The 25,395-nt window shown below is 50.2% G+C and carries 23 protein-coding genes; 12 read left to right on the forward strand and 11 right to left on the reverse strand.

What is annotated here, in order from left to right; all coding sequences use genetic code 11:
• Positions 1-2 precede the first annotated feature (2 nt).
• Positions 3-419 carry a type II toxin-antitoxin system YhaV family toxin gene (locus V2154_RS23280; protein WP_353504227.1) on the forward strand — a complete coding sequence of 139 codons (417 nt, stop codon included), beginning with the start codon at positions 3-5 and terminating at the stop codon, positions 417-419.
• A gap of 152 nt (positions 420-571) precedes the next feature.
• Here V2154_RS23280 and V2154_RS23285 read toward each other — a convergent pair whose 3' ends face one another.
• A complete protein-coding gene (locus tag V2154_RS23285; RefSeq protein ID WP_353504228.1) occupies positions 572-709 on the reverse strand; it encodes a hypothetical protein in 138 nt (45 codons plus the stop codon).
• Between the two features lie 131 nt (positions 710-840).
• On the opposite strand from V2154_RS23285, the gene V2154_RS23290 reads away from it, so the two are divergent.
• From V2154_RS23290 to V2154_RS23300, 3 genes are all read left to right on the forward strand, one after another.
• Positions 841-1,155 (forward strand): E492 group microcin, encoded by a 315-nt coding sequence (locus tag V2154_RS23290; protein ID WP_353504229.1) that lies wholly within the window; start codon positions 841-843, stop codon positions 1,153-1,155.
• Between the two features lie 170 nt (positions 1,156-1,325).
• Positions 1,326-2,462: an FAD-dependent oxidoreductase gene (locus V2154_RS23295; RefSeq protein WP_353504230.1), complete on the forward strand. Its 1,137-nt coding sequence runs from the start codon at positions 1,326-1,328 to the stop codon at positions 2,460-2,462.
• A gap of 55 nt (positions 2,463-2,517) precedes the next feature.
• Positions 2,518-3,240, forward strand: a complete 723-nt coding sequence (locus V2154_RS23300) for a GntR family transcriptional regulator (protein ID WP_353504231.1) — start codon at positions 2,518-2,520, stop codon at positions 3,238-3,240.
• Here the strand turns inward: V2154_RS23300 and V2154_RS23305 are convergent.
• Positions 3,227-3,667: a GNAT family N-acetyltransferase gene (locus V2154_RS23305; RefSeq protein ID WP_353504232.1), complete on the reverse strand. Its 441-nt coding sequence runs from the start codon at positions 3,665-3,667 to the stop codon at positions 3,227-3,229. The two genes, V2154_RS23300 and V2154_RS23305, sit on opposite strands and share 14 nt — an antisense overlap.
• A 337-nt stretch (positions 3,668-4,004) precedes the next feature.
• Here V2154_RS23305 and V2154_RS23310 point away from each other — a divergent pair, with 337 nt between their 5' ends.
• The 3 genes from V2154_RS23310 (at position 4,005) to V2154_RS23320 (ending at position 7,999) form a co-directional block, all read left to right on the forward strand.
• Positions 4,005-4,322, forward strand: a complete 318-nt coding sequence (locus tag V2154_RS23310) for a hypothetical protein (RefSeq protein ID WP_353504233.1) — start codon at positions 4,005-4,007, stop codon at positions 4,320-4,322.
• Between the two features lie 286 nt (positions 4,323-4,608).
• A complete protein-coding gene (locus tag V2154_RS23315; protein ID WP_353504234.1) occupies positions 4,609-5,895 on the forward strand; it encodes an HlyD family secretion protein in 1,287 nt (428 codons plus the stop codon).
• Positions 5,888-7,999 (forward strand): peptidase domain-containing ABC transporter, encoded by a 2,112-nt coding sequence (locus tag V2154_RS23320; protein WP_353504235.1) that lies wholly within the window; start codon positions 5,888-5,890, stop codon positions 7,997-7,999. The genes V2154_RS23315 and V2154_RS23320 overlap by 8 nt, the downstream gene beginning before the upstream one ends.
• A 29-nt stretch (positions 8,000-8,028) precedes the next feature.
• Here the strand turns inward: V2154_RS23320 and V2154_RS23325 are convergent, their stop codons facing one another.
• Complete coding sequence (locus V2154_RS23325) at positions 8,029-9,228, reverse strand: enolase C-terminal domain-like protein (RefSeq protein ID WP_353504236.1); 1,200 nt, start codon at positions 9,226-9,228, stop codon at positions 8,029-8,031.
• Positions 9,229-9,572: 344 nt separating this feature from the next.
• Between V2154_RS23325 and V2154_RS23330 the strand changes: the two genes are divergently transcribed.
• Positions 9,573-10,988 carry a PTS transporter subunit EIIC gene (locus tag V2154_RS23330; RefSeq protein WP_353504237.1) on the forward strand — a complete coding sequence of 472 codons (1,416 nt, stop codon included), beginning with the start codon at positions 9,573-9,575 and terminating at the stop codon, positions 10,986-10,988.
• On the opposite strand, the gene V2154_RS23335 is transcribed toward V2154_RS23330, so the two are convergent.
• The 5 genes from V2154_RS23335 to V2154_RS23355 are packed head-to-tail and all read right to left on the reverse strand — an operon-like array spanning position 10,980 to position 16,553.
• Positions 10,980-11,948 carry an ABC transporter ATP-binding protein gene (locus V2154_RS23335; protein ID WP_353504238.1) on the reverse strand — a complete coding sequence of 323 codons (969 nt, stop codon included), beginning with the start codon at positions 11,946-11,948 and terminating at the stop codon, positions 10,980-10,982. The genes V2154_RS23330 and V2154_RS23335 overlap by 9 nt on opposite strands.
• The gene (locus V2154_RS23340) at positions 11,945-12,955 is read right to left on the reverse strand and encodes an ABC transporter ATP-binding protein (RefSeq protein WP_353504239.1); all 1,011 of its coding nucleotides are present in this window, start codon (positions 12,953-12,955) and stop codon (positions 11,945-11,947) included. The genes V2154_RS23335 and V2154_RS23340 overlap by 4 nt, the downstream gene beginning before the upstream one ends.
• Before the next feature lie 4 nt (positions 12,956-12,959).
• A complete protein-coding gene (locus V2154_RS23345; protein ID WP_353504240.1) occupies positions 12,960-13,901 on the reverse strand; it encodes an ABC transporter permease in 942 nt (313 codons plus the stop codon).
• Positions 13,901-14,860: an ABC transporter permease gene (locus tag V2154_RS23350; protein WP_353504241.1), complete on the reverse strand. Its 960-nt coding sequence runs from the start codon at positions 14,858-14,860 to the stop codon at positions 13,901-13,903. Before V2154_RS23350 ends, V2154_RS23345 begins: the two co-directional genes overlap by 1 nt.
• Positions 14,861-14,912: 52 nt before the next feature.
• Positions 14,913-16,553, reverse strand: a complete 1,641-nt coding sequence (locus V2154_RS23355) for an ABC transporter substrate-binding protein (RefSeq protein ID WP_437342052.1) — start codon at positions 16,551-16,553, stop codon at positions 14,913-14,915.
• Between the two features lie 271 nt (positions 16,554-16,824).
• On the opposite strand from V2154_RS23355, the gene V2154_RS23360 reads away from it, so the two are divergent.
• Positions 16,825-17,043, forward strand: a complete 219-nt coding sequence (locus tag V2154_RS23360) for a DUF7661 family protein (protein ID WP_353504243.1) — start codon at positions 16,825-16,827, stop codon at positions 17,041-17,043.
• A 153-nt stretch (positions 17,044-17,196) separates the two neighbouring features.
• Here the strand turns inward: V2154_RS23360 and V2154_RS23365 are convergent, their stop codons facing one another.
• From V2154_RS23365 to parA, 3 genes are all read right to left on the reverse strand, one after another.
• Positions 17,197-18,186 carry a replication initiation protein gene (locus tag V2154_RS23365; RefSeq protein WP_353504244.1) on the reverse strand — a complete coding sequence of 330 codons (990 nt, stop codon included), beginning with the start codon at positions 18,184-18,186 and terminating at the stop codon, positions 17,197-17,199.
• A gap of 1,250 nt (positions 18,187-19,436) precedes the next feature.
• On the reverse strand, positions 19,437-19,646 hold the full coding sequence (locus V2154_RS23370) for a plasmid partition protein ParG (protein ID WP_154147395.1): 210 nt from the start codon (positions 19,644-19,646) through the stop codon (positions 19,437-19,439).
• Positions 19,643-20,269, reverse strand: a complete 627-nt coding sequence (gene parA / locus V2154_RS23375; protein WP_034796139.1) for a ParA family partition ATPase — start codon at positions 20,267-20,269, stop codon at positions 19,643-19,645. The genes V2154_RS23370 and parA overlap by 4 nt, the downstream gene beginning before the upstream one ends.
• Positions 20,270-21,261: 992 nt before the next feature.
• On the opposite strand from parA, the gene V2154_RS23380 reads away from it, so the two are divergent.
• The 3 genes from V2154_RS23380 to V2154_RS23390 all read left to right on the forward strand — a co-directional run bounded on the left by V2154_RS23380 (position 21,262) and on the right by V2154_RS23390 (position 25,321).
• The gene (locus tag V2154_RS23380; protein ID WP_353504245.1) at positions 21,262-22,896 is read left to right on the forward strand and encodes a methyl-accepting chemotaxis protein; all 1,635 of its coding nucleotides are present in this window, start codon (positions 21,262-21,264) and stop codon (positions 22,894-22,896) included.
• Positions 22,889-24,202 carry an ABC transporter substrate-binding protein gene (locus V2154_RS23385; protein ID WP_353504246.1) on the forward strand — a complete coding sequence of 438 codons (1,314 nt, stop codon included), beginning with the start codon at positions 22,889-22,891 and terminating at the stop codon, positions 24,200-24,202. The genes V2154_RS23380 and V2154_RS23385 overlap by 8 nt, the downstream gene beginning before the upstream one ends.
• A gap of 651 nt (positions 24,203-24,853) precedes the next feature.
• On the forward strand, positions 24,854-25,321 hold the full coding sequence (locus V2154_RS23390) for an RrF2 family transcriptional regulator (protein ID WP_353504247.1): 468 nt from the start codon (positions 24,854-24,856) through the stop codon (positions 25,319-25,321).
• The last annotated feature ends 74 nt before the right edge of the window (positions 25,322-25,395 follow it).

The raw sequence follows: 25,395 nt of genomic DNA on the forward strand, positions 1-25,395 counted from the left end.
CAGTGGAATCTTTAGAAATTAATGGCTGGAAAATTTATTTTAATGCGTGTTTTACCGAGCAAATTTTAAAACTTCGGCAGGAAGTCAACGCGCTCAAAGCGTCTAATCCGCATGATTATTTTAACAAGCGCCCGACGAAATTGCTGGCGGCAATTATGCAAGTCATCGAGCGCGTGGCTTCAGACCCACTGGGCGCGCAATTCAGGCAGGGAAGTACCTTAGGGCCAGAAAACAAGCATTGGTTTCGCGCTAAATTCCTTCAGCAATATCGCTTATTTTTTCGTTGTAGTGATAAACACAAAGCGATTGTTTTTGCGTGGGTGAATGATGAAAAAACAAAACGCGCCTATGAATCCAAAACCGAGGCCTATAAGGTGTTCGAGAGAATGCTCAATGCGGGTAATCCGCCTGACGATTAATTAATCGTATTTTTATTTATATATTTATTTAACTAATGGAATAAATAAATTCATTCATCAAAATAATAAAAAATAAATATTGAGTATAATAAGAATTTGAGGTATTAAAAGAACAAGGGATAATTTTCTTAAGGATCTATTTCATGGACTCATTAGGATTTAATTTTTCGTCTTTTTTTATCTGTATTATGTCTTATGTTATATTTCTCAAAACCAGAGGGAAGAATCTTAGCAACATCAATTGCTTTTTTTTCCTTTTGTTTGCGACCTTTGTTATTTGTTTCTTCCATCCCCTTACAGTTCTTTTTTTTAATAACAACCCATTATTATGGAAGGTTTTTTTGTTCGATTTTTTAGGAACACTTCTAGCATCGTTAGCATTTAACATTACACTACTTTATTTATATAAAAAGGTGAGAAAATGAAAGAGTTAGAATGGTCCCAACTTAATGTTATATCTGGAGCACAATCCGATATTAACAATGCGAACTCACAATTATTAAATGACATTTCTAGTAATATTGCTTGGGGCGCCGGAATGGGTCTCATAGGTGGCCCGATGGGTGCTTTAGCTGGCGGTGCTGGTGGAGCCTTACAAACAGTAATTCAAGGAGCTTATAAACATGGAAGCGTTAATGTGCAAATGCCACAAGTTCCAATGAGACCAAGCTGGGGAAGTCCCGCCCCTAAACTTTGCAACCCACCAGCTATTACCTCTGGTTGCCCACATTACTAATATCCATAGTTACCTTTAAATAAAGGCCACATAAAAATGTGGCCTTTTCTATAGAGTAGTACAATCCCACGTCATCTCCCCACATAATAAGATTCTGCTGATTTTTGCTTGAAAAACAGCGATGCTAACAACCAGTTAATACAATTGCCATTAGCTGCAAAGGACCCAGAATGAACCAATCAATCGCCATCGTGGGCGCAGGTCTGGGAGGCTTAATGCTGGCCCGGGTTCTTCATCTGCACGGCATTAACGCCACCGTTTTTGAAGCCGAAGCCTCTGCCGATGCGCGTTCGCAGGGCGGTTTGCTGGATATTCACGACTATAATGGCCAGCTTGCGCTTCAGGCTGCGGGGCTTTTCGAGCAGTTTCAGGCAATTATCCAGCGCGGCGCTCAGGCATCGCGGGTGCTGAATAAACACGGCAAGGTGCTGCTTGATGAGCCGGACGATGGCGATGGTGGCAGGCCAGAAGTGCATCGCGGCGATTTGCGTAAGTTGCTGCTGGATTCACTGCCTGAGGGCATGATCCGCTGGGGGCATAAAGTCACGTCAGTCGCGCCGCTAGGCTCTGGGCAGCATCAGCTGACCTTCGCCAATGGCTCGACGTTGGTGACGGATATTCTGGTGGGTGCTGACGGCGCATGGTCGAAGGTCCGCCCTCTCCTCTCCCCCGCCAAGCCAAGCTATGCCGGAGTGACCTTCATTGAAACCTACCTGCACAATGCTAATGAGGATCACCCGGAAAGTGCGGCAGCCGTGGGCGGCGGAACTCTGTTTGCTCTCGAACCAAACCGGGGCATTCTGGCGCACTGTGAAGGTAATGGCACGCTACATGCCTACGCGGCCCTGAGACAGCCTGAGGCTTGGCTCGCTACTGTTGATTTTTCCGTTCCGCAGAGCGCTAAGGCGCAGGTGGCCGCCGAGTTCGCCGACTGGGCACCGGAGCTTACTGCACTTATCACCGAAAGCGAAAAAGACGCCGTAGTACGTGCCATTTCCGTACTGCCTGTGGAGCATCAGTGGCAACGGGTCCCAGGCGTGACGCTGCTCGGCGACGCGGCGCACCTGATGTCGCCCTTCGCCGGTGAAGGCGCAAATCTGGCCATGTTCGACGGTGCTGAACTGGCAAAAGCCATCGTCGCGCACCTCGGCGATATAGAAGCGGCGCTGGCCGCCTATGAAAAGGAACTCTTCCCGCGCAGCGCGGCAGCGGCAGAAGAAGCCGCGCGAAATCTAGAATTGTGCTTTGGGGAGGACGCGCCGCACAGCCTGCTGGCGCTCTTCACCCAGCATCATGATGCTAAATAAGCTCTGTTTAATGATAAAGTTGGCGAAATAGAATGATTAAATCGGGGCGTTGTTGATGAAAAAGAAGGAATTTATTGCTCAGGACTTGCTGAGTAAAATTTACCAACGCAGCGCCCTGCCGGAAGATCAACGCCCGACCAAGCTTCCCCCCGAACGCCAGCTGGCCGAGGAGTACGGCGCATCTCGCTTCACCATCCGCAAGGCGCTGGAGAAGCTGGTGGATATCGGCGCGGTGCGGGTGGTTCAGGGTTCTGGGATTTTTATTAATCCCGGCATCAGTAGTAATCCGTTGGTTTACAACTCCATCACCGAGAAGAAATTCGCTGAAATTAGCTTTCGCATGCTTAATCTGCACAAACGCCGCCCGGACAAGGAAGAGCAGCAGATTTTTGGCCTGACGGCGGATGACTTTATTTGGGCTTTTACCCGGCTGCGCGCGGTGAATCAGCACAACGTGCAGATTGAACAGGCCAGAATGCCCTTCAGCCTGTTTACCGATTTAAACCAGAGGGTGATTGAGAGTTCTATTCAACAATATGTGCTGGGCAAGGGCTATCAGATTTCCCACTCCCTCACCCATTACGACGCCGTGATAGTTAATAAAGTGCAGGCCGAGCTGCTCGGCTGTAAGAAAGGCGCGCCAGCGATGCATATCCTTAACCGTGGAATTCTGCGCGACGGCCAGGTGTATGCGTTCAGCGATATTGTCGATATCGATTATTCCTGCACCTATGTCATCCCCTTCAATCAGGATAATTTGGCCTTTAGGCAGACCTGATATAGCCCTGCTTTTGCATTTTATCTAAGGTCTCCCCTTTGGCGCAGACCATGCCGGTCGACAGTAATTCAAAGTCGAGACTCTGGTAAAAACCTATTTTATCCGGCGCGGCATAGATGAAGATCTTGCCGAAGGGCAGCAACTCTTCTCGCACCGCCTCCATGAGCTGCCGACCATAACCTTTGCCTTGCTGATGAGGTGCCACCGCTACGTCGGAAAGATAGCTGCACCAAGTCATATCACTGATTGCTCTCGCCACAGCAATAAGCTTGCCCTGTTCATAGCCAAACCAGCAGAAAGCGCTGTGGCGAAAGGCATTTTCTAAATCGCCCAACTCACGTAGACCTAGACCGGCGGTATCAATCAGCTCGACCAACGCCTGCCAATCTACCTCATTGATACTTTCTTTCCGCTTTATCATTACCATCGTACAGGGTTCCTTAGACATGCTTGAAGGTGTTTGGTAGGAATTTAATGATCATAAGGCTATTTTGTAAAACAGAAATTTATATATTATTGTTTGGCAGGAAGCTTGATGAATTCATGAAAATCATAGTTCCTAATAGGTTTTATTACAAAAATCTCAAATAAAATCAAAAAAACAACACAACATATTGAAAAGTGATTTTTATAGTAGCCCGACTAATTTAATTAACTAAAAATTCGATAAAAAATTAAACGACAGGTTTAATAATGAGATCTAGCTCACGATAAGAAATATATTATTATTTAAATATGCAGTTTCCAAAAACAAGGGGCCGTTTATGAAAGTTATTGACAATTTATTAGTGGAATACATATCTGGTGGCCGTGGCGGTAATACCGGTGATTATCGCTCAGATCGAAATAAAAATAGTCGCGGAGCACCTGACACCTGCGCCAATCAAGCAGGCGTAAATGGTATTCTTGGAGCAATGGCAGGTATACCAGGAGGCCCTCCTGGAATGGCGGCAGCCGCTGCATTAGCTAGTTTATCGACTGCCGTTTCTTGCTCTAGAAATGGCTCAAGTGGGGGCCGCAATCAAGGTGCATTTGGCGGCAATAATAATAGCAATAGTGTGAATGGGCAATGCCGTCGATAGCCATATTATTAACTCCAGCCTGAAAAATCGCGTCTAAGGGCGCGGTTTTTCGTTAACACTTAGAATGGAATCTAATGATGACCCGCAGTAAGTGGATACACGCCGCAGCGAATATCTTCGCCTTAACACTGAGTATTATTTTAGCCTACGCATCAAACTTAAATATTGTGTCCAATGGAAATAGCATTGCAGATGCGTTTTTAAGCGCATCCTCCTTTATGGGAATAAGGTGGATAGCATTCAAAACATTAACCTATTTCTTTGTTAAACCAGAATAGACCACTAAATGAAGCTCTCTTTTCGAAAGGAATCGATAGAACACCAGCAGACTAAGTGGATAGGTAAAGCATTATTAACCCCCTCTGCCCCAGCTTGGCTAGTTTTGGGATTGTCACTTCTCTTTTTAACGATCTTCATTGCAGCGTTAACCCTCTGCAACTACACCCGCCGTATAAACGTCTTTGGTGAGATAACCAGCGAACCTCGCTCAGTGAACATTTTCGCGACTCAGCAAGGGTTTATTTCAGACCGTTTTGTAAAGGTCGGTGATGTGGTTAAAAAGGGAGATCGTCTCTATCAGATCGATTTTAGCAAAGTTACCCACGGTGGCAATTTCAGCATTAAGACCCGGGAAGCAATAGAGTCGCAGCTGGTTCAAATAGAAAAGATTATCGACAAACTGCAAAAAAATAAGCAGCTGACCGTCGATAATTTACGAACGCAGAAACAGCAATACGAATTGGCCCATAGCCAATCCTTATCGTTCCTCATGGATGCCCGCAAGGGCGCGCAATTCGCTAAAGAGACCATGAAGAATTACTCGGATTACCATCTAAGAGGGCTTACCACGAAAGACCAACTGAGCGCGCAAACCTATAGTTATTATCAGCAGCAGAACAGCGTCCAGAACCTCTCCAATCAGCGAATTCAAGAGTCATTACAAATTACCAACCTTGATACGGAAATCGTCACGCGCGCGGCAGATTTCGATAACCAAATCTCTCAGTACCAGCTTGAACATAGTAGCCTGCAACGCCAACTTGCCGAATCTGACGCCAACAGCACGCGGATCATTGAAGCCCCGGCGGATGGCCGCATTGAGTCACTGAGCGTAACCCGCGGGCAGATGGTCAATCTGGGCGACAGTCTGGCACAGCTTATACCCAGCACCCACTCGACCTACTACTTAGTGCTGTGGCTGCCAAACTCTAGCGTGCCTTATATTTCGCAGGGAGAGAGCGTAAATATTCGCTATGAAGCCTTCCCGTTTGAGAAATTTGGTCAGTTTCATGGCCAAATTGAGAGCATTGCCTACGTGCCGGCTTCAGCCCAAGAGATGGCAACCTATAGCAACTCCCCTATCGGCCAGCCCAATCGACAGGGCGAGGCTTACTACAAAGTGATGGTGGCTTTAACGGAAACTCACTTTCGCCATCAGAATAAAACCTTGGCGCTTTCGAGCGGCATGAAGGCCGAATCCACCCTGTTTTTGGAGAAAAGGCCGCTCTATCAATGGATGTTTTCGCCCTTTTACGGCATTCGAAAAAGTGTCGCTGGGCCGGTAAATGGATAAAAGCTTTTTTAACGATCTCAGTGCAAAGCTGAATCTATCCTGGCGGCGCAAAGTGCCACAGATATTGCAGACCGAGGCCGCGGAGTGCGGGTTAGCGAGTCTGGCCATGGTGTGCCACTACTACGGCGCGCGTATCGATCTCTTCAATCTTCGCCAGCAGTTTGGGCTCTCTTCTCGGGGTGCCACGATGTCGATGCTGATAGACGCAGCCAGCAGTTTAAAAATGAAAAGCCGAGCTTTATCTCTTGATCTTGAAGAGCTTAATGCCTTGAAAACCCCCTGCATTTTACATTGGGATATGAACCATTTTGTGGTGCTTATCACCGTGCGTCGCGGGCGGGTGGTCATTCATGACCCGGCGTTTGGTCGCAGAGTCTTGGGTATTCAGGAGGTGTCGAAACACTTCACCGGCATGGCGTTAGAGCTGTGGCCAGATAGCGAATTCACTCCCGCCACCAAGCGGAGCAAACTGAGTTTTCGCCTTCTGTTATCCAATATTGGCGGCTTGAAAGGCGCATTGTTCAAGATTTTCGCGCTGTCGGTAGTGATTGAAAGTATTAATTTGCTCATGCCGGTCGGCACCCAGCTCATTATGGATCACGTGATTCTGGCGAGTGACCACAACCTGCTGTCTCTGATTTGCATCGGGCTGCTATTTTTTATTTTGTTCCGAACTGTTATCTCAATGCTGAGGTCGTGGACATCAATAGTGATGGATGCGGTTATTGACATCCAATGGGTAGCCGGTGTTTTTGACCATTTGATCAAGCTTCCCCTCTCCTATTTCGAGAAACGCAAACTTGGGGATATTCATTCTCGGTTTGGCTCTTTGGAAATTATTAGAACCACTTTCACCACCAGCATAGTAAATAGCATTATCGATACCATCATGACCGTTGGCGTATTTATCATGATGCTGTTTTATGGCGGCTGGTTAGTGTGGGTGGTACTGGGTTTCACGACCCTCTATATCATTTTACGTTTATCAACCTACAACTATTATCGCCAACTCTCAGAAGAGCAGTTAGTCAAAGGAGCCAAGACTGACTCTCATTTTATGGAAACCTTATATAGCATCAGCACCATTAAATCTCTGGATCTGGCGGGTTCGCGCTCTCAATTTTGGATGAACCTGAACGCCGATACGGTGAATGCCGATATCAAACTCACCAAAATGAATATGCTTTTTGGCGGCATAAGCTCACTAATAGCCACTCTCGATCAGGTGGTTATTCTGTGGCTAGGGGCCTCTCTGGTGATTGAAAATCAGATGACATTAGGCATGTTTGTGGCCTTCAACGCCTACCGTGGTCAGTTCTCTGAGCGCGCCTCAAGCCTCATCGGTATGCTGCTGGCCCTGCGAATGCTCAGCTTGCATAACGAAAGGGTCTCAGACATCGTGCTTTCTGATAAAGAAAAACAGATGCCCAGCCAGGCTGTATTTCATGTCGGAAAAGCGCTCTCTTTCGATGTCCACCAGTTGTCTTACCAATATGACGACATTTCAAAGCCATTAATTAGGGATATGAGTTTTCATATTCATTCCGGCGAAAGCGTGGCAATAATCGGTCCGTCGGGCATTGGCAAGACAACATTAATGAAATTGATGTGCGGATTATTAGTACCGACATCAGGAACGCTGCGGGTTGATGGTGTAGATATACATGCCATAGGTATTAATAATTATCGCAAATGCATCGCCTGTGTGTTGCAAGACGATAAACTTTTGGCCGGTTCAATTGCGGAAAATATCGCCGGATTTACGTCGTCTGCTGATATACGGTGGATTGAAGAGTGCGCGCAGCACGCCAATATTCACGAAGAGATCATTGCCATGCCGATGGGTTATGAAACCTTAATTGGCGAGCTGGGAGGAAGTTTGTCCGGAGGCCAGAAACAGAGATTGCTGATTGCCCGAGCCTTGCATCGCCGCCCGAGCATCCTCTTTATGGACGAAGCCACCAGCCATCTCGATCTTGATAACGAAGCCTGTATTAACGCGGCGATCTCAGCGCTGCACATTACCCGAATCATTATTGCCCATCGCCCATCAACCATAGCTTCAGCAGGAAGAGTCATCAGGCTTGAACCTCCCGCCTTTTGACCCTCACTTTCGCCTTTAACCGCTCTGCTTTACGGTGTATGGATCGCGCCATTCGGCAAACGGCTTTGGGTCCATTCATGTGGGCGATAGACCACCGGGAATTCCTCTGCGGCTTTAGCATCGAAGCCGACGCCGATCCCTGCCTTTTCAATTGGATAGAAGTAGCCACCTTCGGGTTTCACTGCGTCCGGGAACACGCGCTGGGTGTTAGCGGGATAGGCCACGAACTCCTGAATCGCCGCGTTGTGCAGATGAATGTTCAGATGGGTATTCACCGCCGCGCCGATCGGCGTCATGTCCGGCGGGCAATGCCAGGCAAGGCGCACGCCGAAGCTTTGGCAGAAGCTCCCCAGCTTGAGGGCCGGGGTGATACCGCCAATCTGTGAAACGTGGCAGCGGATAAAATCAATGCGGCGATTGATCACCAAATCTTTCCACTCGGCCGGGTTGTTGAACAACTCACCGGTCGCCAGCGGCACGGCCGTTTGATTGCGGATCTGCTCCAGCCATTCGTTTTGGTGCGGCGGTAGGATATCTTCGATGAAGTACGGGCGGTAGGCTTCCACCTGTTTGGCGAACTGCAAAGCCTGCTGCGGGAATAAGCGCTCATGGACGTCGTGCAAGATATGGAAGCGATTGCCGTATTTCTCGCGCAGCGCTTTGAACATCGCCAGCGTGTTGTCCATGTACTGATCTTGGTCGTAGTACGCGCCCTCGGTCGGATTTTTGGTACCGTGGAAGTCCTGCGCGTTGCCGCCGTAAAACCCCAGCTGGCAGCGAATATGGCGATAGCCTTCCGCCAGCAGGCGATCTACTTCAGCATACAATCCTTCCAGCGTGTCACTGGCCGCGTGGCTGTAAGCGGTGATCGCGTCTTTAGATTTCCCGCCAAACAGTTGGTAGAGCGGCATATCCGCCAGTTGGCCTTTAATGTCCCACAGCGCCATATCTATTCCCGCCACAGCGTTGTTCATCACCGGGCCATTGCGCCAGTAAGCGTTGACCATCATCATCTGCCATAGGTCTTCAATATGGTTGGCGTCGCGGCCTATCAGCAGCGGCTTAAGGTACTCATCCACCATCAGTTTTACCGCCAGCGGGCGCTGCTGGAAGGTCGCGCAACCCAGTCCGCGAATGCCTTTATCTGTCTCAATCTTCACCACCACCAGATTATGGCGATCGGGGCGAGTTATCTGGCATTCAATATTTGTAATAAGGGTGGGCTGCATAATTTATTCCTCGGTGGCTCACATAAAACTGCTCTTAAAAAGCTATTTATCGAGTAACCATGATGGACGGAAATAATCTGATTTCATCAATTTCACCCTATTTTAAACCCTGTTGTAAACCTTAAATTTAATTCATTTTAAATGGTTTGGCATTCAGCATCGAAGACCAGTAAAAACCATACCAATTTGCTATAACCTCCACAAATCACCGCCGTTCAGGGTGGTTTTGTGAGTTGTATCATGTTTTATTGGTTTGTTTTTGTCGGCATGGAACATTAGTATTCCATGCTATTCACGTCATTATTTTCGACTTCATAATAATAACTGTTCGCAGTGGGGTTTTTATGGCAAAAACAGAAGCAATGCAGAAAATTATCCAGCTTGTGGGTGGGCCAGAAAATATTAATAAAGTCTGGCACTGCATGACTCGGCTGCGTTTTGATCTGATTGATGAAAATAAAGTGGCGTGGCAGGAAATAAAAGCCCTGCCCGGCGTATTAGGTGCGCAAAGCCAAAGTGAGCAGGTGCAAATCATCATCGGCCCGAAGGTGAATGAGTGGTATGAGGAGATAGTCAGCCATCTTAAGCCAGTGACGCTGGAAAAAGCCGATAAACCGAAAGCGCGTAAAGGGCTGGTGTCGCTGTTTATGGATACCGTCTCCGGCGTTTTTGGCCCAATCGTTCCGGCCATCGCGGGCGCGGGTATGATCAAAGGTCTGCTGGCCGGCCTGATCGCGCTGAAAGTGATTTCAGCCAAGAGCGACACGGTGATGGTTATCGACCTGATCGCCAGCGGGGTGTTTTACTTCCTGCCCTTCTTCCTCGCGGTGTCTGCGGCGAAAATCTTTAAAACCAATGAATATTTAGCCGCGGCGGTAGCAGCCTGCCTGATGTACCCAACGCTTATCGACGCCGCCAAGGCACTGGCCAGCCACACGCCGGGCGCCGCCAGCGCGATTTACTTTATGGATGTCATTCCGGTCTCGGTGTTTAACTACTCGGCAAGCGTGATCCCGGTGATTTTCTCGGTTCTGGCGCTCAGCTACATTCACCGCTGGGTAGACAGGTTTATGCCGGACGTGCTGAAGACCGTGTTCACCCCAACGCTGACGCTGTTTATCGCCGCGCTGGTGTCGCTGTCCGTGATTGGACCGGCGGGCATTTACCTCGGCAAGCTGCTGGCTTTCTTCATTCAGGGGCTGTTTGACGTCTCGTCGGTGTTCGCGGGCTTTATTGTCGGTGCCATCCGGCCAGTGGCAATTTTGACCGGCATGCACCATGCCATGACGCCGATTGCCTTGCAGAACTTCACCGATCAGGGCTGGGATATGCTGATGCCGATGATGTTCATGGCCAACATGGCGATTGCCGGTTCCACCTTCGCCATCTACTTCCACGTGAAAACTCGCGAGGAGAAGACGCTGGTAATTTCCGCCGCCGTCTCTGGCTTACTGGGAATTACCGAGCCAGCGCTGTTTGGCGTGCTGACCCGCTATAAGAAAGCCTTTATCGCTACCACCATCAGCAGTTCGATTGCCTCGGCCTTCATCGCTTTCTTCGGCGTGCGGCTGTATGGCTATATCCTGTCGAGCATTTTCAGCCTGCCGGCCTACATCGGCCCTTACTTTATCTACATCCTGATGGGGGTGACTATCGCGCTAGTGCTGTCATTTACCCTGACTTATATGCTGGTGGTAAGAGGCGATAAAATCTCAGAATCACAAAATCCTGAGATTATCGCATCCCAAGATTCACACTAAGTGACAGGCCACTCGATGCCCCGCTTCGCCAATGGCGCGCAGCAGGGGCACTTCCTGGCGACAACGCTCGGTGGCTAGCGGGCAGCGCGTGTTGAAGCGACAGCCTGACGGCGGCTGCGACGGGTCGGGGATCTCACCCTTGGCCATCGCCACCGGCACGCTGCCCGGGTCCAAGGTCGGCACCGCAGCCAGCAGAGCCTGAGTGTAAGGATGTAGCGGCTGGCGGAACAGCGTGTCGCGATCGGCCGTTTCGACAATCTGCCCAAGGTACATCACCGCCACGTCATCACACAGGTGCTCCACCACCCCAAGGTCGTGGGAGATGAACAGGAAGGTGACACCGTGGTCATCGCGCAAATCTGAAAAAAGATTGATGATTTGCGCCTGAATCGACACGTCCAGCGCCGAGATAGGTTCATCGGCAATGATAAAGTCTGGTTGCAGGATAAGCGCCCGGGCGATACCAATGCGCTGACGCTGCCCGCCGGAAAACTCGTGTGGGAAACGGTTGTAGTGCAGCTCGGATAAGCCGCAAATCTTCATCACCTCCAGCACTTTGCTGCGCAGCTCGCCCGGCGCGCACAGCTTGTGCTCAAGCATCGCTTCGCCGATGGCATCACCCACGCGAATTCGCGGGTTCAGCGAGCTATAGGGATCCTGAAATACCAGCTGGATTTTTGGCCGCAGGGCTTTCAGCTGTTTGGGCTTCAGTGCCGAGAGGTCTTCGCCGCGAAACTTCACGCTGCCCGCCGTCTTGTCATATAAGCCGAGCAGGGTTCTGCCGACCGTGGTTTTGCCACTCCCCGACTCCCCCACCAGCCCAAAGATAGAGCCTTTGCGGATGTTGAAACTCACACCATCCACCGCGCGAAGCTGGCCGGTCACCTGCCCGAACACGCCATTTTGGATTGGAAAATGCTTTTTCAGGTCTTTCACTTCGACCAAATATTCTGTGTTCACGGCTGTACCTCTAATGGCGACGCGGTGGCAAGCCCGCTGGCGGGCAAACCACTGTAGAAACAGGCGGCCTGACGGGTCTCCCCCACCAAAGCCGGAATGCCCTGACGGCAACGTTCGGTGGCTTTGGCGCAGCGCTCGGTAAATGCGCAATATGGCGGCAGCGCGGTAAGGCTCGGCACCTGACCGGGGATGGAATATAAGCGGCGGCGGCGTTCGCCGGGCACCGGCCTTGAGGCAATCAGCCCCTGAGTATAAGGGTGCAGCGGGTTGCGCAGCACGTCGGCGGTCGGCCCCTGCTCGACGATTTTCCCGGCGTACATCACCACCACGTGGTCAGCCATTTGGGCGATCACGCCCAAGTCGTGGGTGATGAGCATCAGCGCCATGTGCTGGCGCTGGGCCTGTTCGCGTAGCAAGGTGAGGATCTGCGCCTGCACGGTGACATCCAGCGCGGTGGTCGGCTCGTCGGCAATCAGCAACTTAGGCTTGCAGCTCAGCGCCATGGCAATCATCACGCGTTGCAACATGCCGCCGGAAAGTTGGTGCGGGTAGCTTTCCATCAGGCTTGCGGCGCGGGCTAAGCCGACTTCCGTCAGCAAAGCCGTGGCCTTAGCCCATGCGGCTTTGGGTTTATCCCCGAGATGGCGAATCAAGGGTTCGACCAGCTGCTCGCCGATGGTCAGCACCGGGTTCAGCGCGCTCATTGGCTCCTGGAAAATCATCGCCAGCTCGTTGCCGCGCAGATCCGCCATGCGGGAAGGCCGCAGGGTCAGCAGATTGGTGCCCTCGAACCAGATCTCGCCGGAGTCGATGCGTGCCGACTGCGGCGGCAGTAGCCCCATCAACGACATGGCGGTGACGCTTTTGCCGCAGCCGGACTCACCGACCACGCCGACCGTCTGGCCGGGCATCACGTCGAAACTCACGCCTTGCACCGCGCGCACTCTGCCCTGCTCGCTGGAAAACGACAGCGACAGGTTGTTAAAACTGACTAAAGGTTGCGTCATGGCGTTAACCCCGCTTCATTTTTGGGTCTAAGGCGTCACGCAGCCCGTCGCCCAGCACGTTAATCGCAATCACGGTGAGAAAGATGGCAATGCCCGGCGGCATCCACAGCCACGGACGGCGCTGGAAGTCGATCAGACTGTTGGCGGCATCCATCATGTTGCCCCAGGAGGCCATCGGCGGCACCACGCCCAAACCGAGGTAGCTCAGCGCGGACTCCATCAAAATAGCGTTGGCAACGGCCATGGTGGCCATTACTACCAGAATCGGTACCGTGTTCGGCAGTAAGTGACGGAACACGCGACGGCGGGAAGAGAGCCCCAGCACCTGCGTCGCCAGCATAAACTCGCGCTCGCGCAATGAGAGGATCTGCCCGCGCACCAGACGCGCCAGCTTCGGGCATTCGATCAGGCTCAGCATCACGATAACCATATAGATGCGCGAGTCCGGCGAGAAATCCAGCTCGGACAGCATCGCGCCCATTACCAACAGCAAAGGCAAAGTGGGAATGGTCATCATTAGGTCGGCAAGGCGCATGACGATTTTGTCGGTCAACCCGCCGACATAGCCGGAAAGCGCCCCGAGCAGATAGCCCAGCGTCACCGAAAGCAGCATGGTCAGCAGGCCGATAACCAGCGAAATGCGCCCGGCCAGTAGCAGGCGGGTATAGATATCGCGGCCCAAAAAGTCGGTCCCTAGCCAGTGCTGGGCATTAGGGGCTTTGTTGATCATCAGGGCGTCAGTGGCTTCATCGCGCCACGGGGAAAACATCGGGCCAAACACGCACCACAGCGCCATAACCGTCAGCAGAATGAGGCTAAACATTGCCAGCGGATTGCTGCGTAATGCCTTCCACGCCTGATGCAGTGGTGAAGGCGTGGCCTGCGCCAGCGCGGGGATTTGCGCCTTACGCAGCCGACGCTGGCTGGAGAACAGAGAAATTAACATTATGACTTCACCCGAATACGTGGATCAGCCCAGGCATAAAGCACGTCAGCGATCAGGTTGCCAAGGATGGTGAGCACCGCCAAAAACAGCGTGAATCCCATTAATACCGGGTAATCGCGGGCGGCCAGTGAGTCGATATTGATATGCCCGGCTCCCGGCCAGTTAAAGACCTTCTCGGTGATGATCGCGCCAGAAAAGAGCCCCGGCAGCTCAAAGCCCATCAAGGTAATGAGCGGCAACAGCGCGTTGCGTAGGGCATGCTTGAAGATAACCGTTCTTTCGCGCAGCCCTTTGGCGCGGGCGGTACGGATGAAGTCCATCCGAATGACATCCAGCATGCTGGCGCGGAAATAGCGTGTCAGGCTTCCTGCTTGCAACATGACCAACGCGAGCACCGGCAGGATCAGGTGTGCCGCAACCTGCATCACCCAGGGCCACCCTGTCGCATCGCTGCCGGTATTGGTCATGCCGCCAACCGGCAACCAATGTAAGTCCACGGCAAACCATTTGATGAGCAGCAAACAGAGGAAGAAGGTGGGGAAAGACATGGCGGCGAAGATCACCACGCTGACCACGTGATCAAACAGCGAATAAGGTTTCAACGCCGAAACGATGCCCACTGCCAGCGCGATGCCCCAATAGAGCACCATGGAGATCCCGGCCAGCAGGAAGGAGTTCCAGATATATTGATTGAGCAGCTGGCTGACGGGAATTTGGTATTGCAGCGAAAAGCCGAGGTTGCCCTGCAGCAGCTGGCCCAGCCAGCGGAAATAGCGGGTAAACACCGGCTGATCGAGGCCGTAAAGCGCTTTGAGTTCGGCGGCACGTTGCGCCGTCAGCGTCACGTTGCCATCAATGAAATCGCCGGGAGTTAACGCAAACAGCATGAAGATCAACAGCGAGGCGAGGAACAGCATCGGGATGGTTTGCAGCAATCGCCGCAGAATGAAATTTCTCATGACGTTCTCATTGCCACTGCCAATCAAAGACCGGCAGTGGCGTTATTTCTGATTATTTAACCACTTTCACATCTGGCAGGCTTCCCGTCAGACCGTTGTAGATATCCGGTTTGAAGCCTGTGACCCGTGCGCTACTGGCCGAGAGAATTTTACGGTTTGCCAACAGAATGACTGGCGGATCGTTGGCCAGCACCTGATACAACTTATGATAAATCGGCTTACGTTTTTCAATGTCCAGTTCAGCATTGGCCTGATGGATCAGTTCATCCACCTGCGGGTTGTTGTACCCACCCTGAGTGGCGGCTTCTTTGCTATAGAAATCCCACACGCCGTCGTGCGGATCGTTCAGCGTACTGGTGCTAAAGGAGGCCAGATCGTAGTTGCCCGCCTTGCGTTGGGACATCAGCGCGTTGAAGTCCAATACCTGTGGTTTGAGCAGCACGCCAATCTGGCGGTAGTTCTCTTTGGCAATCGGGATCAGCGCGTCGTTCAGCACTTTCTTGCTGACCAGCAGCGTCAGTTCAAGGCGCTTGCCATCTTTCTCACGGATGCCGTCAGAGCCAACTTTCCAACCTGCTTCGTCCAGCAGTTTCTTAGCCTGGGCCGCGTCGTATTTGTATTGATTCACGCCCTCGGCGTTGTAAGCCCAAGAGATTGGCGAGATCGGCTCATTGGCTACGGTACCGTAGCCCTGATAGACCACGTCGACCAATTTTTGGCGATCAAGACCGTAGATCAGCGCCTGACGGACTTTGACATCTTGCAGGGCCGGGCGGCGGAAGTTGAACTCAATCTTGCTGTAATCGCTGGAACCATAAAGGTTGATGTTGGCGAAGCCCAGTAGCTTGAGCTGCTCGATATCGTCTGGCCGCGAAGTAAAGGCGTCGTAGTCAGTGTCACCGGTCTGGAACAGCTGGAAGTTAGTCGACGGGTTGGTCACGCGATAGATAAAGCGCGGCGTTGGCGGCACGCCTTTATAGTAATGGGTGTTGGCGTGGAAACGGATCTCCTGTCCCGGAATGTATTTTTCGTAAACATACGGGCCATTGCCTAGCGGCTTGCCGTGCAGGGTTCTCAATTCATCGAGATTGCCGCGGGAATAGCCTTTGCCGTAATAGGCTTTTGACAGAACCGGGCCGCCGATTTTTTGCAGCGTCGTGGCGCCCGCCTCTGTGGTGGTCACTTGCAGGGTCTGCGGGTCGATCACCTTCAGGCCAGATACGCTATCTGCTTTACCGGCTTTGTAGTCATCACCGCCGACGATATGGGCTAATGAAATGTCGGTGTCGCCATCATATTTCGGGTCATAAAGTACGGTCAGAGTGAACGCCACGTCTTCAGCGGTTAACGGCGATCCGTCGCTGAAAGTCAGGTTAGGATGAAGCTTGATGGTGTAGGTTTTGCCATCGGGGGATACGGTCCAGCTTTCAGCTAAACCTGGGACAGATTCGCCGTGGCTGTTTAAATCGATCAGTCGGGCAAAAATCACGTTAGTGACGTTTTCGTCCCAACCGTTTACGAAGAAGTAAGGGTTAAAAATACCCTGAGGTTCAGAGATACCCGCGATCACGGTATCTTTGCGTAACTTAGCCGCAGCGGGGATCTGGCTGGCATCGGTGGCAGGCGTAATGCCTTCTTTTAGCTGCTCGTCAGCAACAGACAGAGAGGAGAATAAAAGAGAGCCACAGAGCACTGCCAGCTTAAGTGGCGTAAAGCGCGGCAGGCCGCGGGTTTTAGAATCGTGCAGAGACTTTGCCAAAAGACGTTCCTCATCAAGGTATTTGCATTAAATTTTACAAAACGTGACAAAGAGTAAGGTCGGGTTTTCGGCTTGTCTAACAACGAAAAAGTATGGCTTATAGCAATTTTGTACTGGCACTCTGCTAGTAAGGGTGAACCAGACAGCAGCTTATACTTACGCCTAAAACGACTATCAATGAAGAATGTAACGGAGGAGTGTCCCGATGATGATTTACAACGTGTTCGGCCGCCTGCTGGGCGTCAAGAAAATCGACGGTCGCTGGCAGGTTTTTAACGTGACGCTGCCAGAGAGGAAGTACTCACTTAATCATCAGGTCGCTATTCCTGACTTTATAGAAGAGCATGAGATAGCCACTTACCTCGGCGACATCTTCCACGAGGCGGCCACAGAAAAGCACCCGGATGTGCTAAAGGTGGAATGATTTCCTGCTCTCACCCAGTAAGCGCTTACTAACTTACAAGGCCATATTACAAGCGCCCTCCCCTGAGGGAGAGCGCCAAAATAAGGTGTTATTCAGAAGTTAATTACGCGTAATTACATTGATATTAGAAGACGTTGTGTATTCGCTGCGATATCACTTAGCGGCGGCTTTTTTACTGCGCGAACCCACTTCGGCCATTACTTCTTTCTGTTTGTTTTTATCGCCAATGATCTTGTACCAGCCAGCCAGCTTGCGAAGATCCGGCACTGCTGATTTCTCGTCAGCATCATAAGCGGCTAATTTAATTCGATAATCTTCGAAAATAGCGATGCAGCGACGCGCCCACTCCCCCTCTAACTGTGAACCTGCCACGGCGCGAGGACGGCGCGGTAAGCGTGGTCGCATAGGCTTGGTGGCCTCTGGCGTGGACTCGTCCATGTAGGCAAATTTGATTGAAACCACGGTTCTGCCGCTTTTTACCGGCTCCCATACCACTGAGATATCGGTATTGGCGTTGATCCGATTGATGGTCGGTTCCAGCAGCTTCTGGCGGAAATCGCGGTAATCCTCGTATTTACCGGCCAGCCCGGCCTTCTCACGCATCCAGTTAAGATCCAGCGTCACCTCAATGGCTTTACCGGGACGGCGGCCGTAAAGGTTTTTAGCTTTGATCAACCAGCCATACAGCCGTACTGAGAATGGCGTATCTAGCTTGGCGATGTTGGCGAAATTAAGTTTAGTAAAAGACTCTTTTAATTCATAGAGATAGGGTGCAACGTCTTGGCCGAAACGCAGCACGACGGCGCTATGATCGTCGCTGCTAACATACTCAAGTCGTGAGAACCAGGAGAGCTGAACCGTGCGGATCTTGCCGGTTTTAGCATCAGGTTTGTAGATAGTGACCGGCTTTTTCATCAGGCTTTCAGCGGCTTCGCGCAGCTGCCTGTGGCTGCTGGTGGGGTTCACGCCATAGATCCGCTGATAATCCTGAGGGAAAAGTCGGTAAAGAGTGTCTGGCTGTGGTTTCCTGCTATCGATTTGGGCTAAAGCCAAATTGAGTAACCGCATCTCATCAAGGGTTACGCTATACGCCCCCTCGAGAAGATCATTTCCCTGAACAACGGTTAGTTTATTGAGTTCCATGTCGCAGGATCCATAGGTGGAATGTAGACAAATTATTCCACATATAAATTGCTGCCGTAAAGCAAAAATACTAACTAATTAATTCTTTTATATCATTGTGTTATGTGGCTTCCAAAAAAGTGCGATCAGGAAATTTCTCCACATAAGATTTTTCGAGATGTCTCGCAAGATAAGATCCTTGGCGATTCGTGACGCAGAGCGAACAGGAAATTCTTCCACATTAAGCGATAAGGATCGCACTTCGCCGCGCAACCCAATGTGAGATTTCTTTCGGTTTGGATCAGGAAATCTCTCCACATATGAACTTTCGACAGGGTTATTGGGTTGTGTGATCAAGCTCTCATCTCGCAATTTACCGGTTTTTAGCTGTGCCGATGCCCATTACAGGAAATCTTTCCACATTAGCCTCCACCAAACAGCATGAAAAGTTTCCACATATGGACTGATGCGAGGCAACAGGAAATTTCTCCACATATCGCCCTCCCCTTGTTAGAGAAACGGCTACCAATAAGGGATCCAGACAATCGAACAGGAAATCTTTCCACGTATGTAGAGATGTTAAATGATCAGATAATCTTTCCACATATAACAATGTGACGCTGTCACACATGACATAAGTGGATGATTTAGTGAAAAGTATAAGGCAGACGTTTTAAGAAAATTTCAGAGCTGGAACATGAAAAGTCTCCACATGAAGTTACGACAACGCGTACAGGAAATCTTTCCACATTTAGTCGTTCAAGTAAGGGATTCATGTGTGACGCGGTAACAGGAAAAATCTCCACATATGAGGCGTCAACACCAACAGGAAATTCCTCCACCTTTGATGTTCTGCCCTGCTAATGCAGTAGTTAAACCCTTTACACATAACGCTTAGTCCCGGTGATCCTGCTAAAATACTAAAAGTCTCAAACAGTCCAGAGTTATCAACAGGAAATTGCTCCACATAAGTAAGATCATGATATCCCAAAAGTTATCCACAGGAAATTACTCCACATGGAACAGGAAAAGGATCCACATTCAACAGGAATGATCTCCACATGAAGCATGAAATCACTCCACATATAGACTCGTAACTGGTTGATACTAAAAGTGAAAAAGGCGCTCTAAAGAGAAAGGTTTAAAGTTAAAAAGAAACAAAAGAGTTATTAGATCTTTGGATCCTTCCCTTAAAACAGGCGTCTGGCGGGGGTTTGGCAAAAAGCGGGAAGATCATGCTGACCATCGCTGATCAGCATGCAGACCGGAGATTAAACGCGTTCGTTGTGGATCAACCAGCCTTCGATAAGCTCGGTTAGAACATCTTTCATTTCACGATCCTGCAAAAAGCAGCTGGTCTTAAAGCGCTTATGCAGATCTTCGTCGATATTGGTTTGCAGTTTTTTGACGCTTGATGGCGGTTTAGATACAGCTTCCAGAGCCGTATTGAGTTGTCGATGCTGGCCTAATTTCATTTTCATTTCAGCAACTCCATGATCTCTTTGGTCATAATTTCAATCTCCCCTTTCGCATTCCCGTCGGTGGTATCAAATACCGTGCCGCCATCCATCATGGTGCGGACATAAACTTGACGCTGAGAGGTGCCTGTTCTGAGTGCTGGAACGCCAGTATCTGCAATCGACTCTTTCAACACTTCTAACATTTTAGCGGAAGCGACCTTCTTGGTGATCAGAAAACGCGCAATCACGGGTTGCAGGTTTTCACGCGCTTCTACGACCGCCAGGATAGCGCCACAGGCCGCAAAGTCCAAAGGTGAGGGAGTAACCGGAATTAACACCAAATCGCTTACCATGACCGCTGCGGAGGAAATAGCCGATATGGCGGCAGCTCCGTCGATCACTACGTAGTCATATTCCTTCAGCTGTTTTCTGACGGTGTAGACTTCTTTCTCCGACGCCGCTTCTGCAAGGTCGAACTGGCACTTGCTTTCGTCATACCAGTTGCTGATGCTGCCCTGAGGGTCTGTATCGACCATCACAACTTTGTGTCCTTGTCTGGCGAGACAGGTTGCGATGTTAATGGACGTTGTGGTCTTCCCTACCCCGCCCTTCCCGTTCAGGAAGGAAATTATTTTCGCTGCCATTGCAACCTCTTAGTGATGGATTATGGAATCATAAGATTTCACCATCTTTGAATCCTAGGATTATAAGATTATCCAAGTCTGGCATCGTATAATCTCAGGATTCTGTGATTATAAAATCCACGAATCTCATGAGTATGGGATACTATAATGTCCAATACCTAGGATTTCAATATCTCAGGATTTGTAAATCATATAATTCCCTAATCCTAGGATTCTGAGATTACCACATCTGATGTTCCCATTATCTTAGGATTGTGGGATCTCGAGATGACTGAATCTTTGAATCTTGGGTGGTTAGGATTTGAGGATTGCATCATCATGTTCACCCCGCAGTGCTAGGATTCTATAATCTCAAAATCTCATGATTCCACTATTACTTGGATAGTGAATGGAGTTTTCCATTTGAGGAAAGCCAAGAGGCGTGGCACTGTTGCTGCGGCGTTATATTCATAATCCTAGGATTTAAAAATCCTGAAATCCTAAGATATAATTTGTTAGGATCCTGAGATTTTATGATTACAGGATGCTGAAATCTCCAACCTTAACTTGCCAAATCCTATCATCACAAAATCCTGAGATTTCATAATCCCATAATCATAATAGTTTAATCAATGAGTTACATATTATGATGAGACCCCTCAGCGACGGGGGAGGGGAGTGCTAGATTTTATCTAAAGGGGATTCTAATCCTAGAATCCTATGATTTTGTGCACCTGATGTCTCGGGATTCTATAATCTTATAATCCCATAATCTTTAAATTTGAGGATCCTAGAACGCGTAGTTAGAAGAATAAAGTCATGGAATTCTGCAATCCTGTGATTGTGGGATTTCAAAATCTCAGGATTTCCACTGACGCAGCTTATTTATTTCTCTGCATAAAGATTATCCATTAACTGCCGATAAGTTGTTCTCTGGGCGGTGACATCATGTGGGTTTACGATGTCGATAGCCTGCGGATTCATTGCTTTTATCTTTGGTTATGGAGTGAGTTATGCGATTCACCATTCGCGCGCGACTGATAGGCATCGTCGGTTTGTTGTGCATTTTGCTAGCAATCACCACAGGTTGGGGGATCATCGGATTACGCGCAGCCGACCAGAGAGCCATATCCACTTACCGTACTGAACTGCTTCCTCTACAGCACTCCGCCAAACTTTATCGACTGACCCAGCTTCAGTCCGCCACGCTTTTTGAAACACTGCGCTATTGGACTGACAGCGACGAAGTGAGCCAGCGGATGCAGCAAATCGACACTTACCGCAAACAAATCGTCGCTGAACAACAAGCCTATCAGGCGACGTCCATAGTTTCAGGCAGTGCTGCTTTGCGCCAGAATTTCCTCAATGATTTAGCAAAATATCAGGTCGCGCTGCGTGACGCCGGTTCTTTACTGGCATCGGGTAACCCTTCGGGAGCCTTAGTCATTATTGAAACTCGCCTTCGTTCCGGCAGTCTTGCTCTACAAAAAGATATCGACGCCTTGGATAACCTGATGCGTCAGCAGGCTGAAGCCAACTACAGTGCCAGTTCTAATGCTTTTAATACTATGCGTAACAGTATGTTAGGCATTCTCGCCGCCGGTATTTTCATCGCGCTGATTTCCGGGGGACTGCTTATTCGCTCTTTAACTGCGGCTATCAGTCGGGCAAAACGTCTGGCCGAATCCATATCAGCGGGTGGCTTGAATCATCACATCGGCGATATTCCAGGGGATGAGATGGGGGGACTGATGCAGGCGCTGGCCCAAATGGACGCGCGGCTGTCATCCATCGTTCGCGATGTTGGCGAGAGTGCCAAAGCTTTAAGCCAGGCGGCGGAGCAAATGGCAGAGGGCAACAATGATTTAGCTGCGCGTACTCACTCTCAGGCAAGCTCCCTCGAACAGACCGCCGCCAGCATGGAACAGATGACGGCCACCGTGAAATTCAATGCGGACAACGCCTCGCAGGCCAGCCAACTGGTGCAAACCGTGCGACAGCATGCGCAAAAGGGAAGTTCAGTGCTAAGTGACGCTGTCACGGCAATGCAAGATATTGAACAGTCGAGTAAGAAGATTGGCGATATCAACCGCGTCATTGATGAGATTGCCTTCCAGACAAACCTACTAGCGCTCAATGCGGCGGTCGAGGCGGCTCGCGCAGGCGAGCAGGGCAGGGGGTTTGCCGTGGTCGCTGCTGAAGTTCGCCAGTTGGCGCAGCGCTCAGCTAAAGCGGCACAGGAGATCAAGACCCTAATTCAGGCTAGCGTCAGCAAGGTAGATGTGGGCAGCAAACTGGTTCTGCGTTCCGGTGAAACCCTCAATGTAATCAACGAGGGTTTGGTGAAAGTGGTGAATTTTGTGGCTGAGATAGCCGTTGCCAGTAACCAACAGTCGAGCGGTATTACTCAGGTTAATGCTGCAATCGTGCAGATGGAGAGCGCGATTCAGCAAAACGAGGGGTTGGTTGAAGAAGCCACCGCTGCCAGCCAGACGGTAAATGCCCACGCCGGTAAATTGGTGGAGAAAATGGCTTTCTTCCATTTGAAAAAAATACCGCCTGCCGCTCCTGACAAAGTCACTAAGCAACCCGTGGCAGACGCCTATCAGCCCGCGACGGCTTCAACGCTGGAGCCGGTTAATGTCTGATTTAAAAGGGCTAAAATGGCTTTTTCCTGTGGCGATGGCGGCGTTAAGCCTGAATGCTCATGCCGTGACCACCTTGAAGATTGCCACCATCTCGAATGGCGATATGACCATTATGCAGCAGCTTTCCACCAGTTATGAACAGGCTCACCCTGATATCAAACTCGAGTGGCACGTAATGGATGATGGCGAACTGCGCAAGCAGGTTCTCAGTGATATGAGCAGCGAAAAAGCGAACTTCGACGTCATCACCGTAGGCACTTATGAAGTCCCGCTGTGGGGCCAAAAAGGCTGGCTCACGCCGCTGGATAATCTGCCGGCTGAATATCAGGTTGATGACTTGCTGAAACCCATTCGTAGTGCTCTTTCCTGGCAGAACAAGCTCTATGCTTTACCTTTCTATGGTGAAAGCAGCATGACTTATTATCGCAAAGACCTGTTCGCGGCTAAGCACCTGACAATGCCAGAAAACCCAAGCTGGGATGAAATCAAAAATCTTGCCGCTGAACTGACTGATAAGTCGCAGGGGATTTACGGTCTCTGCCTGCGTGGGTTAGCTGGCTGGGGTGACAACGTCGCGTTAGTCACCACCATGGCCAATGCCTATGGGGCCGAATGGTTCGACGCCGACTGGAAGCCTCATTTGGACAGCGACGAATGGCGTAACGTCTTAAAAGATTATGTGTTTATGCTGCAAAACTATGGTCCGCCGGATGCAAAATCGAACAGTTTTGGGCAAAACCTCAAGCTCTTCTCTCAAGGTAAATGTGCAATGTGGGTCGATAGCACGGTAGCGGCTGGGATGGTGACTAATCCGCAAATCTCGATGGTGGCGGACAAGGTTGACTTTGCGCCAGCACCGGTAGCCATTTCCTCTAACGGATCGCACTGGCTTTGGGCCTGGTCACTCGCTGTGCCGCAGAGTAGCAGTCAAAAGGCTCAGGCACAGGCTTTTATCACCTGGGCGACGTCGCCGGCCTATATCCAGCAAGTTGCGCAGACAGTGGGCTGGGGCGCAATTCCTCCCGGCAGCCGCTATTCCTCTTATGCTGAACCTCATTATCAGAAGCTGGCGCCTTACGCGGCGCGGGTGAAACAGGCTTTAGAAACCGCCACACCCGAGCAGCCAACGCTGTTCCCTGTGCCTTATCAGGGCGTGCAGTATGTCAGTATTCCGGGCTTTGACCAGATGGGTGACGCCGTGGGTAAAAATATCTCTGCACTTCTGGACGGTAAGTTGACGTTGGAGGAGGTGCTGAGTGCTAACCAGCAGGCCGTGACGACCCTGTATCAGTCGGGGAATCATTGAATCTTGAGGTTTTATGATTCAGTGATTTCATGATTTTGAAATCCCATAATCCTGTGATTATATAATTCTTGGATTATGGGATTAAAGGATATGTTTTTAGCTATCAGCGACTTGCAGAATAACTTGCCAGTCCAGAGCTAATTTTAACAACAAGCAGGCGGAGCAAACGAAGATGATGGTTTTGTACATTGGTGCTTCATTAGTGTGATGGATGTCTCATTTTATCAGTCAGCTAAAAATTTAGAACAACCATTTTCTGATTTTTATCCTGCTTTGGTGAAAAGCGCATTTATTGCTTTCCAGCCTGTCGCCAGTGCCAACTTGCTCGGCACAGGAAAATGCATACTCAGCGAATCCCCACCCCAGCAACAACCTTAGCCGTAGTAAGCCATTTGTGCGTTTATCGCTCGATGCCACGAAAGCGCCAACTTGTCATCCTTTAGCCTGAATTAACAATGACTACTGTATAGAAGTTATGCGTGCCTTTGGGGTAAAAACGTCTGAAACATAGTCTATCTGTGCGCTCCGAGGGTGCTGAACTTCAATATTGCAGCAGTGTTTGTTATATTATTGTCCAATTGACGTTCAGGATTTTGGCGTATTTCACTAAAGCCAATATACTTTTAGAACTTCGTCGCTCAGGACAATGACATGTTAGATTTTCGCTTTCCGACTGCAATGCAAATGGTACTCAGCGTCGCCGTGGCCGAAAAAACCGGCGTACGTGCAACCAGTGCGGTTTTGGCTAAGGTTCTGGAAGCTAACCCAAGTTTTATTCGCAAGTTGATGGTTCCGCTGACGCGTAACGGCATTATTGTGTCTACGCTTGGCCGAACAGGCTGCATTACGCTCGGCCGCCCGACAGATCAAATCACGCTGCGTGACATTTACACCGCGGTGATTGATGACAAACGCATTTGGGCGTCGCGCCCCGAGGTGGAAGCCAAGTGTCTGGTCAGCGCCAACGCCTGCTGGTATTTCAAATCGGTCGTTAGCGAAGCTGAAGAAGCCTCGCTGGCCGTGCTCGCTCGCCACACCGTGGCTGATGCGTTGAGTGAGTTTGAATGTAATGACACCCGCACCTGGTGCAGCGATAAGAAAAACGCCTGCACGGAATAGGATGAAGAAGCTTCCGCCGAGAAATAAGCACAAGACAGCTTTCATTTAGCACCAGTGCTCAGTGTTGATTGAAA

The organism is Ewingella sp. CoE-038-23 (assembly GCF_040419245.1).
Classification (GTDB): domain Bacteria; phylum Pseudomonadota; class Gammaproteobacteria; order Enterobacterales; family Enterobacteriaceae; genus Ewingella; species Ewingella allii.

What these genes read in the sequence shown, in the direction of transcription:
- V2154_RS23385 (WP_353504246.1), top strand. Translation starts at nt 22,889, where the DNA reads ATGTCTGATTTAAAAGGGCTAAAATGGCTTTTTCCTGTGGCGATGGCG.
- V2154_RS23305 (WP_353504232.1), bottom strand. Translation starts at nt 3,667, where the DNA reads ATGGTAATGATAAAGCGGAAAGAAAGTATCAATGAGGTAGATTGGCAG.
- V2154_RS23300 (WP_353504231.1), top strand. Translation starts at nt 2,518, where the DNA reads ATGAAAAAGAAGGAATTTATTGCTCAGGACTTGCTGAGTAAAATTTAC.
- V2154_RS23390 (WP_353504247.1), top strand. Translation starts at nt 24,854, where the DNA reads ATGTTAGATTTTCGCTTTCCGACTGCAATGCAAATGGTACTCAGCGTC.
- V2154_RS23290 (WP_353504229.1), top strand. Translation starts at nt 841, where the DNA reads ATGAAAGAGTTAGAATGGTCCCAACTTAATGTTATATCTGGAGCACAA.
- parA (WP_034796139.1), bottom strand. Translation starts at nt 20,269, where the DNA reads ATGGCAGCGAAAATAATTTCCTTCCTGAACGGGAAGGGCGGGGTAGGG.
- V2154_RS23380 (WP_353504245.1), top strand. Translation starts at nt 21,262, where the DNA reads ATGCGATTCACCATTCGCGCGCGACTGATAGGCATCGTCGGTTTGTTG.
- V2154_RS23285 (WP_353504228.1), bottom strand. Translation starts at nt 709, where the DNA reads ATGGAAGAAACAAATAACAAAGGTCGCAAACAAAAGGAAAAAAAAGCA.
- V2154_RS23295 (WP_353504230.1), top strand. Translation starts at nt 1,326, where the DNA reads ATGAACCAATCAATCGCCATCGTGGGCGCAGGTCTGGGAGGCTTAATG.
- V2154_RS23350 (WP_353504241.1), bottom strand. Translation starts at nt 14,860, where the DNA reads ATGAGAAATTTCATTCTGCGGCGATTGCTGCAAACCATCCCGATGCTG.
- V2154_RS23370 (WP_154147395.1), bottom strand. Translation starts at nt 19,646, where the DNA reads ATGAAAATGAAATTAGGCCAGCATCGACAACTCAATACGGCTCTGGAA.
- V2154_RS23325 (WP_353504236.1), bottom strand. Translation starts at nt 9,228, where the DNA reads ATGCAGCCCACCCTTATTACAAATATTGAATGCCAGATAACTCGCCCC.
- V2154_RS23340 (WP_353504239.1), bottom strand. Translation starts at nt 12,955, where the DNA reads ATGACGCAACCTTTAGTCAGTTTTAACAACCTGTCGCTGTCGTTTTCC.
- V2154_RS23315 (WP_353504234.1), top strand. Translation starts at nt 4,609, where the DNA reads ATGAAGCTCTCTTTTCGAAAGGAATCGATAGAACACCAGCAGACTAAG.
- V2154_RS23330 (WP_353504237.1), top strand. Translation starts at nt 9,573, where the DNA reads ATGGCAAAAACAGAAGCAATGCAGAAAATTATCCAGCTTGTGGGTGGG.
- V2154_RS23310 (WP_353504233.1), top strand. Translation starts at nt 4,005, where the DNA reads ATGAAAGTTATTGACAATTTATTAGTGGAATACATATCTGGTGGCCGT.
- V2154_RS23360 (WP_353504243.1), top strand. Translation starts at nt 16,825, where the DNA reads ATGATGATTTACAACGTGTTCGGCCGCCTGCTGGGCGTCAAGAAAATC.
- V2154_RS23320 (WP_353504235.1), top strand. Translation starts at nt 5,888, where the DNA reads ATGGATAAAAGCTTTTTTAACGATCTCAGTGCAAAGCTGAATCTATCC.
- V2154_RS23365 (WP_353504244.1), bottom strand. Translation starts at nt 18,186, where the DNA reads ATGGAACTCAATAAACTAACCGTTGTTCAGGGAAATGATCTTCTCGAG.
- V2154_RS23345 (WP_353504240.1), bottom strand. Translation starts at nt 13,901, where the DNA reads ATGTTAATTTCTCTGTTCTCCAGCCAGCGTCGGCTGCGTAAGGCGCAA.